This is a genomic window from Streptomyces sp. NPDC003247 (genome assembly GCF_042888135.1).
GTDB lineage: Bacteria > Actinomycetota > Actinomycetes > Streptomycetales > Streptomycetaceae > Streptomyces.
On the sequence record NZ_JBIAPF010000016.1, the window covers coordinates 95,763 to 107,076 of the forward strand.

At 73.2% G+C, this 11,314-nt stretch carries 13 protein-coding genes; 9 read left to right on the forward strand and 4 right to left on the reverse strand.

The features are described 5' to 3' along the window. Positions 1-26: 26 nt before the first annotated feature. Entirely contained in the window at positions 27-572 is a 546-nt protein-coding gene (locus tag ACFYWQ_RS37770; protein WP_389523413.1) for a heme-binding protein, read from the forward strand. A 116-nt stretch (positions 573-688) separates the two neighbouring features. Here the strand turns inward: ACFYWQ_RS37770 and ACFYWQ_RS37775 are convergent, their stop codons facing one another. Further along, entirely contained in the window at positions 689-1,546 is an 858-nt protein-coding gene (locus ACFYWQ_RS37775) for a DMT family transporter (protein WP_389523416.1), read from the reverse strand. A 160-nt stretch (positions 1,547-1,706) separates the two neighbouring features. Here ACFYWQ_RS37775 and ACFYWQ_RS37780 point away from each other — a divergent pair, with 160 nt between their 5' ends. The 3 genes from ACFYWQ_RS37780 to ACFYWQ_RS37790 all read left to right on the forward strand — a co-directional run bounded on the left by ACFYWQ_RS37780 (position 1,707) and on the right by ACFYWQ_RS37790 (position 3,631). Next, the gene (locus ACFYWQ_RS37780) at positions 1,707-2,186 is read left to right on the forward strand and encodes an MSMEG_6728 family protein (protein ID WP_389523419.1); all 480 of its coding nucleotides are present in this window, start codon (positions 1,707-1,709) and stop codon (positions 2,184-2,186) included. A 149-nt stretch (positions 2,187-2,335) separates the two neighbouring features. Continuing rightward, positions 2,336-2,785 carry a hypothetical protein gene (locus tag ACFYWQ_RS37785; protein ID WP_389523423.1) on the forward strand — a complete coding sequence of 150 codons (450 nt, stop codon included), beginning with the start codon at positions 2,336-2,338 and terminating at the stop codon, positions 2,783-2,785. A gap of 102 nt (positions 2,786-2,887) precedes the next feature. Further along, positions 2,888-3,631, forward strand: a complete 744-nt coding sequence (locus tag ACFYWQ_RS37790) for a class I SAM-dependent DNA methyltransferase (RefSeq protein WP_389523729.1) — start codon at positions 2,888-2,890, stop codon at positions 3,629-3,631. Between the two features lie 3 nt (positions 3,632-3,634). On the opposite strand, the gene ACFYWQ_RS37795 is transcribed toward ACFYWQ_RS37790, so the two are convergent. Beyond that, on the reverse strand, positions 3,635-4,285 hold the full coding sequence (locus ACFYWQ_RS37795) for a UbiX family flavin prenyltransferase (RefSeq protein ID WP_389523426.1): 651 nt from the start codon (positions 4,283-4,285) through the stop codon (positions 3,635-3,637). Between the two features lie 37 nt (positions 4,286-4,322). Further along, positions 4,323-6,002 carry a UbiD family decarboxylase gene (locus tag ACFYWQ_RS37800; RefSeq protein WP_389523428.1) on the reverse strand — a complete coding sequence of 560 codons (1,680 nt, stop codon included), beginning with the start codon at positions 6,000-6,002 and terminating at the stop codon, positions 4,323-4,325. Positions 6,003-6,375: 373 nt separating this feature from the next. Between ACFYWQ_RS37800 and ACFYWQ_RS37805 the strand changes: the two genes are divergently transcribed. The 5 genes from ACFYWQ_RS37805 to ACFYWQ_RS37825 all read left to right on the forward strand — a co-directional run bounded on the left by ACFYWQ_RS37805 (position 6,376) and on the right by ACFYWQ_RS37825 (position 10,663). Next, positions 6,376-6,714 carry an antibiotic biosynthesis monooxygenase family protein gene (locus ACFYWQ_RS37805; RefSeq protein ID WP_389523431.1) on the forward strand — a complete coding sequence of 113 codons (339 nt, stop codon included), beginning with the start codon at positions 6,376-6,378 and terminating at the stop codon, positions 6,712-6,714. Continuing rightward, on the forward strand, positions 6,711-7,598 hold the full coding sequence (locus ACFYWQ_RS37810; RefSeq protein ID WP_389523433.1) for an NAD(P)-dependent oxidoreductase: 888 nt from the start codon (positions 6,711-6,713) through the stop codon (positions 7,596-7,598). The genes ACFYWQ_RS37805 and ACFYWQ_RS37810 overlap by 4 nt, the downstream gene beginning before the upstream one ends. Beyond that, complete coding sequence (locus ACFYWQ_RS37815; RefSeq protein WP_389523436.1) at positions 7,595-8,653, forward strand: amidohydrolase family protein; 1,059 nt, start codon at positions 7,595-7,597, stop codon at positions 8,651-8,653. Before ACFYWQ_RS37810 ends, ACFYWQ_RS37815 begins: the two co-directional genes overlap by 4 nt. Continuing rightward, positions 8,650-9,891, forward strand: a complete 1,242-nt coding sequence (locus tag ACFYWQ_RS37820) for a cytochrome P450 (RefSeq protein WP_389523439.1) — start codon at positions 8,650-8,652, stop codon at positions 9,889-9,891. The genes ACFYWQ_RS37815 and ACFYWQ_RS37820 overlap by 4 nt, the downstream gene beginning before the upstream one ends. A gap of 247 nt (positions 9,892-10,138) precedes the next feature. Further along, positions 10,139-10,663 (forward strand): DUF4396 domain-containing protein, encoded by a 525-nt coding sequence (locus ACFYWQ_RS37825; protein ID WP_389523731.1) that lies wholly within the window; start codon positions 10,139-10,141, stop codon positions 10,661-10,663. 114 nt (positions 10,664-10,777) lie between these two features. On the opposite strand, the gene ACFYWQ_RS37830 is transcribed toward ACFYWQ_RS37825, so the two are convergent. Further along, positions 10,778-11,251: a carboxymuconolactone decarboxylase family protein gene (locus tag ACFYWQ_RS37830; RefSeq protein ID WP_389523442.1), complete on the reverse strand. Its 474-nt coding sequence runs from the start codon at positions 11,249-11,251 to the stop codon at positions 10,778-10,780. Between the last annotated feature and the right edge of the window lie 63 nt (positions 11,252-11,314).

Sequence of the window (11,314 nt, forward strand, 5' to 3'; positions counted from 1 at the left end):
CCATCCGATCCGAGGAGCAGACCAGCATGAAGTCCCTCTCCAGGCGTGCCCGCGTCACCACCGGCGCCGCCGCCCTCGCCGTCGTCGGCGCCGCGGCCTTCGGCACGGTGTCCGCGAACGCCTCCGCTCCGGCCTCCGCTCCGGCCGCGGCCGCCGCGGCCGGTACCACCACCACCTCCACCCACCTGACGATCGAGGCCGCCACCCGGGCCGCGCAGGCCGCCCTCCACGCGGCCGAGCAGGAGGGCCAGCGGGTGACGGTCGCCGTCGTCGACCGCAACGGCAGCACGGTCGTCACCCTGCGCGGCGACGGCGCCGGTCCGCAGTCGTACGAGTCGGCCGAGCGCAAGGCGTTCACCGCGGTGTCCTGGAACGCGCCCACCTCCGAGCTGGCCGGGCGCCTGGAGCAGACGCCGAACCTGAAGGACATCCCCGGCACCCTCTTCCTCGGCGGCGGTGTCCCCGTCACCTCCCGCAACGCCCCGATCGCCGGCATCGGCGTCGCCGGCGCGCCGTCCGGCACGCTGGACGAGAAGTACGCGCAGGCGGGCGCCGCGGCCCTGGGCCGATAGCACGCACACGGGACCGGCCGGCGACCGCGAACGGTCGCCGGCCGGTTCCGTGCGTCGTACGGCATCGACGCCACCGCGCGCCGGGGGACCCACGGCACGGCGTCGCCCGCCACACCTCACCCCACGACGTCGGCGAGCTGGGGCACCACCCGGGTCAGCCGGACCACGCCCCACAGGATCAGGAGTGCGCCGATCGCCTCGGGCACCAGCCACCAGCCCGCGCGGACCGTCTCGTCGAACAGCGCGACCCCCAGGACGAGGCTCACCGCCGCGTCCCCGATGGTCAGCGCGGGCTGCGAGGCGACCAGCGGGCCGGCCTGGAGCGCGTTCTCCAGGAGCAGGACGGACGCGACGCCGGTGAGCGCGAATCCGTAGGTCTGCCAGGTGGTGAGGAAGGCGGGCAGCCCGTCGTCGGCGAGGCGGTCCGTGGCCGACTTCAGCAGGGCCGCGGTGAGCGCGTTGCCGACCGCGGCGGCCGTCGCCAGCGCGGCGGCGCGGAACAGCGGCGAGGACGCGGAGCGGGCGAGGACGACCGCCACGGCCATCGCTCCCAGGGTGAGCACCAGCACGGGGATCCACCGCTCCATGGAGGCCTGGTGCCGGTTCCCGGAGGGGGCCGCCGCGATCAGGAGCAGGGCGAGCCCGGCCACCACCGCGGCGACCGCCCACCAGGCCGCGGCCGACAGGCGGCGGTGCAGCAGGGGCACGGCGATCAGCAGGGCGAACGGCAGTTCGAGCATGAACAGGGGCTGGACCAGCGCCATGGGCCCGTTGACCAGGGCGAGGGCCTGGCACAGCGCGGCTCCCACCACCCCCGCGATGCCGATCCACCACGCGGGCCTGCGCACCAGCGCGCGCAGCAGCCGCAGACCGCCTCCCTGGGCCACGGTGGAGGCGGCCTTGCGCTGGAAAGCGGTGCCCACGGCGTTGCTGGCGGCCCCCAGGACGGCGAAGAGCACAGCGAGCTCGATCATGGGTCCACCATGCATCCGTTTCGCCACCCGCTCAGCACGGGCGCGCGCCCGGACCGGGCGGCGCCGTCACGGTGGCCACGGACGGCGGCGCCGCTCGGCGTACGGCTCGTTCGCCGCACGCGCGGTTGCGGACGGCCGGCCGCCGTGCCGGGGATGGACCATGCAGACTTTCCTGCCGTACCCCGATTTCGCCGCGTCGGCCGCCGCCCTGGACCCGCGCCGGCTGGGCAAGCAGCGCGTCGAGACGCTTCAGGTGCTGCGCGGTCTGACGGTCCCCGGCTACGGCTGGCGGCACCACCCGGCGGTGCGCATGTGGACCGGGTACGAGGAGGCGCTGGTGCGCTACGGCCTTCAGATGTGCGACGCCTGGACGGCGACGGGACGCGCCGACACCTGCGCCGCCTCGCTGGTGACCGGCTTCCCCGGGCGGCGCGCCGGCGCGGGGATCCGCACGCAGGAGCAGCTCGCCGAGGACGGCGAGCTGCCGCCGTGGCTGGGTGACCCGGCGTTCCACCGCAGTCACCGGTCGGCGCTCGTCCGCAAGGACCCCGTGTTCTACCTGCCCCTCTTCCCCGACGTCCCCGACGATCTGCCGTACGTCTGGCCGGCGTCGGACCGGGCCGCCCGGCGCGAGGGGTGACCGGCGAGGGGTGACCGGCGGCCCGCCGGCGGCCGCGGGCGGCCCGCGCCGGGCCGCGTGGAACCTTTGTGCCCTTTACGGTGTCTTCATTAACAAACGGGATGATTCCCGGCCATCCGTACCAACTCGTTCCAACGGGGGAACACCTCATGAACCTGACTCGTCCTCGCCTCCGTCGCCGCACGGCCGCCGCCCTCGTCGCCCTGGCGGCGACCACCGCCGTGGCCGTCGGCGCAGGCGCCTCCCGGGCGGACACCGCCGCGCCGCAGACCCGGCAGATCGCCTCCTCCGTCCTCGGCACCGACTACAGGATCACCCTGACCGCGCTGCGTTCGACGGAGGACGAGTACGCCGCCTCCGTACGCCTTCAGGTCTTCACCCGGGCCGACGGCACTTGGAAGGAGTCGGACCGGGTGACCGTCGGCGACGTCGACGGCTGGTTCTGGTACCCCCTGACGGGCCGGGGCGCCGTCTGCCGGTTCTCGACGGCGGGCACCGAGCCCGCGCCGCTCACGGTGAGCCTGCTGCTCACGCCGTCCCTCGGCTGCTCCGAGCCGACCCACTACGTGGTGAAGCAGGGCCGGGTGTACGCCGGCTGACGGCACGGCGCCCCGGCCGCGGAACCGGGCCGCGGCGGGCGGGAAAACCGTTGGACAACACGCCGTCCGGAGGCGACCGTGGACGGAATGCGACAGGAAGAGATCCGACAGGAAGAGATCTGGGACGCCGAAGTCGCCCAGCGCTACGACACACCCGGCACCGGCATGTTCGCGCCCGAGGTGCTGGGCCCGACCGTGGACCGCCTCGCCGAGCTCGCGGACGGCGGGGCAGCGCTGGAGTTCGCCGTCGGGACCGGCCGGGTGGCCGTCCCGCTCGCCGAACGGGGCGTCCCGGTCACCGGCATCGAGTTGTCACAGCCCATGGTGGAGCGGCTGCGGGCCAAGGCGGACGAGGCCACCGTCCCCGTGGTCGTCGGCGACATGGCGACCACCGTCGTCCCCGGGCGGTACACCCTGGTCTACCTGGTCTACAACACGATCTCCAACCTGCTCACCCAGGCCGAACAGGTCGAGTGCTTCCGCAACGCGGCCCGCCATCTCACGCCCGGCGGCCGGTTCGTGATCGAGCTCTGGGTCCCCGAACCGCAGAAGACCCCGCACGGCCGGTCCGTCACCGTCTGGACGACCGACCCCGACTACATCGGACTGGACACCTACGACCTCGTGCGCCAGCAGGTCGTGTCGCACCACTTCCGGTTCGGCTCGACCCGGGAGGCCCGGCTCGTCCGCAGCCCCCACCGTTACATCTGGCCGGCCGAACTCGACCTCATGGCGCAACTGGCCGGCTTCGAGCTGGAGACCCGGCACGCCGACTGGACCGGCGCCGAGTTCACCGACGAGTCCCGTTCGCACGTCTCGGTCTACCGCATCCCGCCGGAGCGGTAGCCGTCACGAGGCGTCCCGCGTCGACGCGACGCGCTTCCGGTAGGCGGGGGAGCCGCCGTCGTGCCACTCGTAGGCGTCGCCGCGGTCGAGGCCGGCGAACTCCAGGAGGCGGGTGACGAACTCGTCGTCCATCTCCTCCAGGGTGCGCGGGACGTTGTAGTACGTCGGGATCATCGGGTAGACGACGGCGCCCGCCTCCGTGACCTGGACCATGTTGCGCAGGTGGATGAGGTTGAACGGCGTCTCCCGGACGCACAGCAGCAGCGGGCGGCGCTCCTTCAGGCACACGTCGGCGGCGCGTTCGATCAGCGTGTCGGACTGGCCCTGCGCGATCCGGCTCATCACGCCCATGGCGCACGGCAGCACGATCATGCCCCAGGTGCGGTAACTGCCCGAGGACGGCGGGGCGGCGAAGTCCTCCTCGGGGTGCAGTACGGTCACCTTCCGCGACGGCCCGCCCAGCAGCCGCGGCAAGGGGTCGTCCGCGGGAGTGCCGCCCAGTTCGTGGGCGATCAGCCGTCGGCCGTTGGAGGACACGAGCAGGTCCACGTGACCGACCCGGTCGTCGTCGACGAGGGCGTGCAGCACCCGTCCGGCCAGTCGGGTGCCGCCCGCTCCGGTCACCGCGAGGATCACCCGGCGCTGTTCGGGCATGGTCTTCTCCTTGGTCGGTCCGGCAGGGGACGTGGGGTCAGTCGTGGTGGCTGCTCCGGGAGCGGGTGTGGTGCACCTGACCGCCGGCGCCGGGAGCGCCCTCGCCGGCCGGGGGGTCGCCGGTCCCGGGGAAGAGGCCGGGGGCGTAGGGCCGGGGGTCGACGTCGCGGAAGTGGGCGCGGGTGAACTCGTCGCGCAGCGCGTACGGGGCGGTGGCGTCGTAGACGGTCTTGGCGGTGGTGCCCCTGGCGGGCAGGGTCGGGTCGTACTCGGGCGTCTGCGAGGGGTCCAGGACGTGCCCGGCGACCCCGGGGACGGCGATGACGTCGCGGTTGCCCTGCATACGGGTCTGCATGGCCCACAGGACGTCGTCGGTGTCGAAAATGTCCACGTCCTCGTCGACGAGGATGACGTTCTTCAGTTCCGAGTAGACGCCGAAGGCGACGAGGGCCGCCTGCCGGGCGCGCCCGTCGTCGAAGGAGTTCGTCTTGTTCACCTTCAGCACGGCGAGGAACTTGCCGCCGCCGGAGCGGTGGGAGTACACCTCGGTGACGAAGCCGGGCATCGCCGCCTCGCACGCGTTGTAGATGCTCGCCTCGGTGGGGATGCCGGCCAGGCTGACGTGCTCCTCGCCCGGTCCGACCAGGGTCTGGAGGATGGGGTCGGTGCGGGTGGTGATCGCGGTGACCCTGAGGACGGGCAGGGCGGGGTTGGCGGGGCCGTCGTAGCCGGGGAACTCCGGCATGGCGTGCCCGGTGCGGGTGTTCTGGTCCTCCGCCTCGCGCACGCCGGGCAGGATCTCGCCCTCGATGACCACCTCGGCGGCGGCGATGCTCCGCTCCGGCTGGGTGACGCAGTCGACCAGTTCGACGGGCCTGCCGCGCAGCCCGCCGGCGACCGCCAGTTCGTCGTAGCCGTACGGGGTGGTCGGGGCCTCGAAGCAGGCGCCGATGTGGATGGCCGGGTCCAGGCCCATGTTGACCGAGACCGGCAGTGGCTCGCCTCGCGCCTCGGCCTTCCTGCGGAAGGCGTCGATGTGCCGGCCGGGCGCGAAGAAGATGGTCAGCTTGTCCCTGCCCTGGACGCACAGCCGGTGGATCGTGACGTCCGTGCCCTTCTCGCCCTCCGGGTCGCTGCTGAGCACCAGGCCGAGACAGAAGTACGGGCCCGCGTCCTGCTCCGTGTTGGTCGGTGCGGGCAGCAGGGTGCGCAGGTCGAAGTCCGGGTCGTCGGCGCGGTGCACCACCTCCTGGCAGCGTGCCCGGTCCGGGCCGACCGTCACCGGGCTGATCGCGTCCTTGATCGCCTGCCCCATGCGCTGCGTCAGGCGCCGCGGCGGCGCGTCCAGCAGCAGGCCGACCCGGTCCCGACTGGCCATCAGGCCCACGAGCACCCTCGCGCCCGGGTAGCCGGTGACGTTGTTGAAGATCATCGCCGGGCCGGTGCGGGTGGGGCGCTCCACCGTGCCGCCCGCGCCCACCCGCTTGTAGACACCGGCGAGTTCGGCGCTCGGGTCCACCGGGTGGTCCGTCTCGATCAGCTGGCCGGGGTGCCCGGCCAGCCGGGCCAGCGCGGACCGCAGGTCGTGCACGCCGCCGGAGCCGTCCGGGGCGCTCGTACCCTCCGTGCCCTGCGGGGTGCTCGTGCCCTGCGGAGTGCTCGTGCCCTCCGTAGTGCCCGTGCGCTGCGGGGTGCTCATGTCGTCTGGGGCGGTCATCGCGTTCCTTCCCTCGCTGGAACCAAGGCTGCTCGCTCCCGGGCGGGACGGCACGGCACGGCCGTCCGACCGTGGTGAGGTCACCGGCGGGTGACGGGCGGTCGGGGTGGTGGTCCGGCGCCGCCACGGGGCCGGTCGGCCGTCACCGGACCGGTCAGCCGCCACCGGACCGGTCGGACCACCCTTCCGGGAGGCGTCCGGGGCGCCTCGACGGCCGCCGGACCGGGTGCCGCTCCGCTCACCCGAACAGGTCAAACGCGGAGCGTGAACCCCTTGTCGGCACTGGGCCGTCCCCCATTCGGAGTTGCGTCCGCACGGGTGCCATGAGTCGGTGGGATGCGTGTCCTGCCGGATCTCACCCTCAGGAGGAGACATGGGCACTGAGCACAAGGGCCAGTCGGCCGAAACGCTGGGCGTGGTCTTCACGGTTCGCGTGGTCGAGGGCGGCGAGCAGGGCTTCCTGGAGCTGTACGACCAGATCCGGAAGTCCGTCGCCCGCACCCCGGGCCACATCGTGGAGCGGCTGGGAGAACCCGTCGACGACTCCCGTCAGTGGGTGATCACCAGCGAGTGGAAGACGCCCGAGCACTTCTTCGCCTGGCAGCAGAGCGAGGAGCACCGCGAACTCGTGGCCCCGCTGCGCCAGTGGGTCGACTCGACGCAGTCGCTGCGGTACCGGGTCGTCAAGGAGACGAAGGGGGTGGCGTCATGACCCGCATGACCGACGGACCCGTCGCCGTCATCGGCCTCGGCCGGATGGGCACCGGCCTGGCCACCCGCCTCCTCGAGCAGGGGGTCGAGGTCCGGGTGTGGAACCGTACGCCGGAGCGGGCCGCACCGCTGGCCGACGCGGGCGCCCGGGTGGCGCCCCACCCCGCCGACGCCGTCGAGGGCACGAGCTCGGCCATCTGCGCCGTCGCCGACAGCGAAGCCCTCAGCGCCGTACTGCGCGGACCGGACGGCCTGCTGGCCAGGGGCCCGTACCCCGGCACCCTGATCTGCGCCGGCACCGTCGCCCCCGAGGAGGTCGTCCAGATCGCCGGGGACGCGCCCGCGGTGCTGGACGTCGGCATGCTCGGCAACCGCGACCACGCGCGCGACGGCGAACTGCGGCTGTTCGTCGGCGGTGAGCAGCGGGTGTTCCAGGCCGCCCTGCCGCTGCTGGAGACGCTGGGCAAGGAGGTCGTCCATCTGGGCGCACTCGGTTCCGGCATGCGGATGAAGCTGCTCCTCAACCTCCTGATGGGCGTCGAGGTGCAGGCGATGGCCGAGGCCACCGAGCTGGCGGCGGCCGCCGGACTCGACCGGCAGCTGGTCCTGAAGACGATCGCGGGCAGCGGGTTCGCCTCGCCGGTCATGGCGTTCAAGTCCAGGCGTCTGGCCTCCGGCCGCTTCGACGAACCGGACTTCCGGCTGCGGCTGATGGCCAAGGACCTGATACTCGCCTCGAAGCAGGCGGCGTCGGCCGGCCTGAACCTGCCCCTGGCGACCGCCGCGGCCGAGACCCACGTCCGCGCCACCGAGCAGGGGCTGGGCGACGAGGACTGCGCCGCGGTCGTCCGCGCCCTCACACCGAACCGGGGAAACGCCACATGATCATCGACATCCACGGGCATCTGTCCCCGCCGGAGGCGGCCGAACGCTTCCCGATGCCCCCGAGCCTGACCGACGTCGACGGCATGCTCGCCGCCCGCGCCGAGGCCGGGATCGACCTCACCATCATCGGCAGCCCCGTCGGGGCCGGCGCCATGGCGCGGGTCCCGGGCGTCGACAACTACGCGCAGCCACGCGACCGGCTGCGTGGCTTCCACGACTGGATGTCGGGGCTGATCGCCAGGTTCCCGGACCAGTTGCGCGGCTACGTGTACGCCAACCCGTTCGGCGACGACGATCACCTCGAAGGGGTGCGGGAGACCCTCGCGGACCCCGCGTTCGTCGGGCTCATCACCACCTCCAGCGTCCACGGGGAGTTCCTCGGCTCCCCGCGCGCCGACTCCTTCTTCGCCCTGGCGGCGGAGGCGGGAGTGCCGGTCCTGGTGCACGCCCCGGCCGAACCGGCCGGCACGGAACGGGTCGACGAGATCGGCTTCGTCGAGCAGATCGGCCGGTTCGGCGACCTCACGATCGGCATGGCCATGATCGCGTTCGCGGGATGGCTGGACAAGTACCCGGACCTGCGGCTGATCGGCGCGACCGGCGGCGGCGCCATGGCGCTGCTGCCGGAGCGCCTCCAGACGGCGGCGCGCCCACGGCACTGGGGCGGTGGAGCACCACCCCCCGGCGCGACCGCGCGGGCCGGCGCCGGGCCGGGCGCGCGGTCCGCCGGGCCACCGGCCGCCGCCGGTCGGGCGACCCCCGCCGGTCGGGCGACCCCCGCCGGTCGGGCGGGCGGGCCGCCGTCGGCCGACCCGGTCGCCGCGCTCCGGCGCATGTACGTCGACACCAGCCCGTTCAGCTCGGCGCACCTGAGCCTCAACGCCGAGGTGCTGGGACCCGAACGGATGCTGTTCGGCACGGACTCGCCGCCGATGGCGGCGCCGCTGGAGGACTTCGTCCACATGATCGAGAAGCTGCCGGTCGACAAGGCGTCCCAGCAGCTCATCCTCGGCGGCAACGCCGAGGCCCTCTTCGACCTAGGGAGCCGTCCTTGACGACCACGCAAGACGCCGTCACCGCGGCCGAGCGGTGCACCCCGGAGTTCCGGCGCGACCCGCACGCGGTCTACGCCCGGCTCCGGGAAGCGGCGCCGGTCTGCCCGATGAGACCGCCCCACGGCAACGAGACGTACCTGATCACACGGTACGAGCACGCGCGGGCCGCCCTGTCGGATCCGCGGCTGAGCAAGGACATGTACGGGGCCCTGGACGCGTACCGGAGGATCTTCGGCGAGTCGTCCGTCGCACTGGACGACAACATGCTCAACTCCGACCCGCCCAAGCACACCCGGCTGCGCCGGCTGGTCAGCTCCCAGTTCACCCCGCGGCGGGTGGAGGCCCTGCGGCCGCGGATCGAGGAACTCGCCGGGGACCTGCTCGACGCGTGTCCGACGCGGGAGCCCTTCGACCTGCTGCCCGCGTTCGCGTTCCCGCTGCCGATCGGCGTGATCGGCGAACTGCTCGGTGTGCCGGCCGAGGACCGGCCGCTGTTGCAGCGGCTGTCCACCACGGTGGCGCAGAGCGGGTTCGGCGAGGAGGCCAAACGGGCCCAGCAGGAGGCCGAGGAGGCGCTGCACGCCTGCTTCACGGACCTCGTCGCGGACAAGCGCGCCCACCCGGGCGAGGACCTGCTGAGCGCGCTCGTCACGGTCCGGGACGGCGAGGGCGGGCTCACCGAGAGCGAGTTGGTCTCCACGGCGTTCCTGCTGATGTTCGCCGGTCACAAGACGACGGCGTACCTCATCGGCAACGCCGTCCACCACCTGCTGTCCCGGCCCGCGCAGCTGCGGGCCCTGCGGGAGGACCCGGAGCTGATCCGCGCGACGGTCGAGGAAGTGGTGCGCTACGAGGGCTCCGTGGAGAGCGCCACCTTCCGCTACGCGACCGAGGACGTGGAGTACGGCGGGACGCTGATCCCGAAGGGCTCCCTGGTCCAGATCGCGCTCAGCTCGGCCAACCGCGATCCGCGGAAGTTCGACGCGCCGGACGAGTTCGACGTGACTCGGCCGGGCAACGCGCGGGACGCCCATGTGGGCTTCGGGCACGGCATCCACTACTGCCTGGGAGCCCCGCTCGCCCGGCTGGAGATGCAGGTGGCCCTGACCAGCCTCTTCGGCCGGTTCCCGAGGATGGCGCCGGCCGACCCCGCCGGCGGGCCGCGATGGATGCAGGTTCCGTTCCCGGCCTTCCGGGGCCTGGCGGAGCTGCCGGTCGTGCTCGATCCCTCCGGCTGACCGGCGCGGACGGACGGGCCGAGGGGCGCGGAAGCCGTACGACGGTTTCCGCGCCCCACACGGCTGCCCCATACGCCATGCGGCTGCCTGCGCGCCGCATCGCGGGCCGATGGACGTTCTCCTGGTCCGGGAATACCCCCATGGGGTATATGGTTGGTCGTGAGTGGACACCCGGAGCGGGTCCGCACCACGGCGGAACGGGCCCCACGACGGAACGGGTCACCACGGCGGATTGGGGATGACGGTCATGGACCACGGCACGCACCGCACCGGCACTGCGCACGACCACACGCCCGCCCCCTACCACCACCCCGGGCACGACGGCGGCCGTCCGCCCGGCGTGTCCTGGGCGACGGCGGTGCGGGCGACGCTGCACTGCCTGACCGGCTGCGCCATCGGCGAGATCCTCGGCATGGTGATCGGCACCGCCCTGACGTGGGGCAACGCGCAGACCATGGCGCTGGCGATCGCGCTGGCCTTCGTGTTCGGCTATTCGTTCACGCTGTTCGCGGTCCGCCGCGCGGGGCTCGGTCTCGGTGCCGCCGTCAAGGTGGCGCTCGCGGCCGACACCGTCTCCATCGCCGTGATGGAGCTGGTCGACAACGGCGTCATCGCCCTGGTCCCGGGTGCGATGGACGCCCACCTGTCCGACGGACTGTTCTGGTGGGCGCTCCTGGGCGGCTTCGCCGTGGCCTTCCTGGTGACCACGCCGGTGAACAAGTGGATGATCGGCCGAGGCAAGGGACACGCCGTCGCGCACGCCCACCACTGACCCGCCCGTGCCCCGACCTGCCCGTGCCTCGACCCGCCCGTGCCCCGACCGGTGCGGCCGGCCCGGTCCGGGCGCCCGCACGGGGCGGTGTCCGGGCCGGGCCGTCCGTCCGTCTCATCCGAACTGGCCGGGCTGGTAGTCCCCGGCGGGCTGCCGGACCATGACGTTCAGGCGGTTGAAGGCGTTGATGACGGCGATGAGGGACACCAGGGCGAGGAGCTGGTCCTCGTCGTAGTGCTTGGCGGCGTACGCCCAGGCCTCGTCCGTGACACCGCCGGCCGCGTCCGCGATGCGGGTGCCCTGCTCCGTGAGTTCGAGGGCGGCGCGTTCGGCGTCGGTGAAGACCGTCGCCTCCCGCCAGGCCGCGACGAGGTTGAGCCGCAGCGCGCTCTCCCCGGCGTGCGCCGCGTCTTTGGTGTGCATGTCGGTGCAGAAGCCGCAGCCGTTGATCTGGCTGGCGCGGATCTTCACCAGTTCCTGCGTCGCGGCCGGCAGCCCCAGGTCCGAGGCCACCTTCCCCGCCGCGGAGAAGTGCCTCACGACCTTGGCCGCGTCCGTGTTGCCGAAGAGGTTCAGGCGAGCTTCCACAGGGGGCTCCTTCGTCGTTGTCCGTGGATACACACCCGTGACGGGCCGGCCCGGCGGAACGTG

Excerpts from the sequence above, each read along its gene's own strand:
- ACFYWQ_RS37770 (WP_389523413.1), top strand. The coding sequence starts at position 27 with ATGAAGTCCCTCTCCAGGCGTGCCCGCGTCACCACCGGCGCCGCCGCC.
- ACFYWQ_RS37775 (WP_389523416.1), bottom strand. The coding sequence starts at position 1,546 with ATGATCGAGCTCGCTGTGCTCTTCGCCGTCCTGGGGGCCGCCAGCAAC.
- ACFYWQ_RS37780 (WP_389523419.1), top strand. The coding sequence starts at position 1,707 with ATGCAGACTTTCCTGCCGTACCCCGATTTCGCCGCGTCGGCCGCCGCC.
- ACFYWQ_RS37785 (WP_389523423.1), top strand. The coding sequence starts at position 2,336 with ATGAACCTGACTCGTCCTCGCCTCCGTCGCCGCACGGCCGCCGCCCTC.
- ACFYWQ_RS37795 (WP_389523426.1), bottom strand. The coding sequence starts at position 4,285 with ATGCCCGAACAGCGCCGGGTGATCCTCGCGGTGACCGGAGCGGGCGGC.
- ACFYWQ_RS37800 (WP_389523428.1), bottom strand. The coding sequence starts at position 6,002 with ATGACCGCCCCAGACGACATGAGCACCCCGCAGCGCACGGGCACTACG.
- ACFYWQ_RS37805 (WP_389523431.1), top strand. The coding sequence starts at position 6,376 with ATGGGCACTGAGCACAAGGGCCAGTCGGCCGAAACGCTGGGCGTGGTC.
- ACFYWQ_RS37810 (WP_389523433.1), top strand. The coding sequence starts at position 6,711 with ATGACCCGCATGACCGACGGACCCGTCGCCGTCATCGGCCTCGGCCGG.
- ACFYWQ_RS37815 (WP_389523436.1), top strand. The coding sequence starts at position 7,595 with ATGATCATCGACATCCACGGGCATCTGTCCCCGCCGGAGGCGGCCGAA.
- ACFYWQ_RS37825 (WP_389523731.1), top strand. The coding sequence starts at position 10,139 with ATGGACCACGGCACGCACCGCACCGGCACTGCGCACGACCACACGCCC.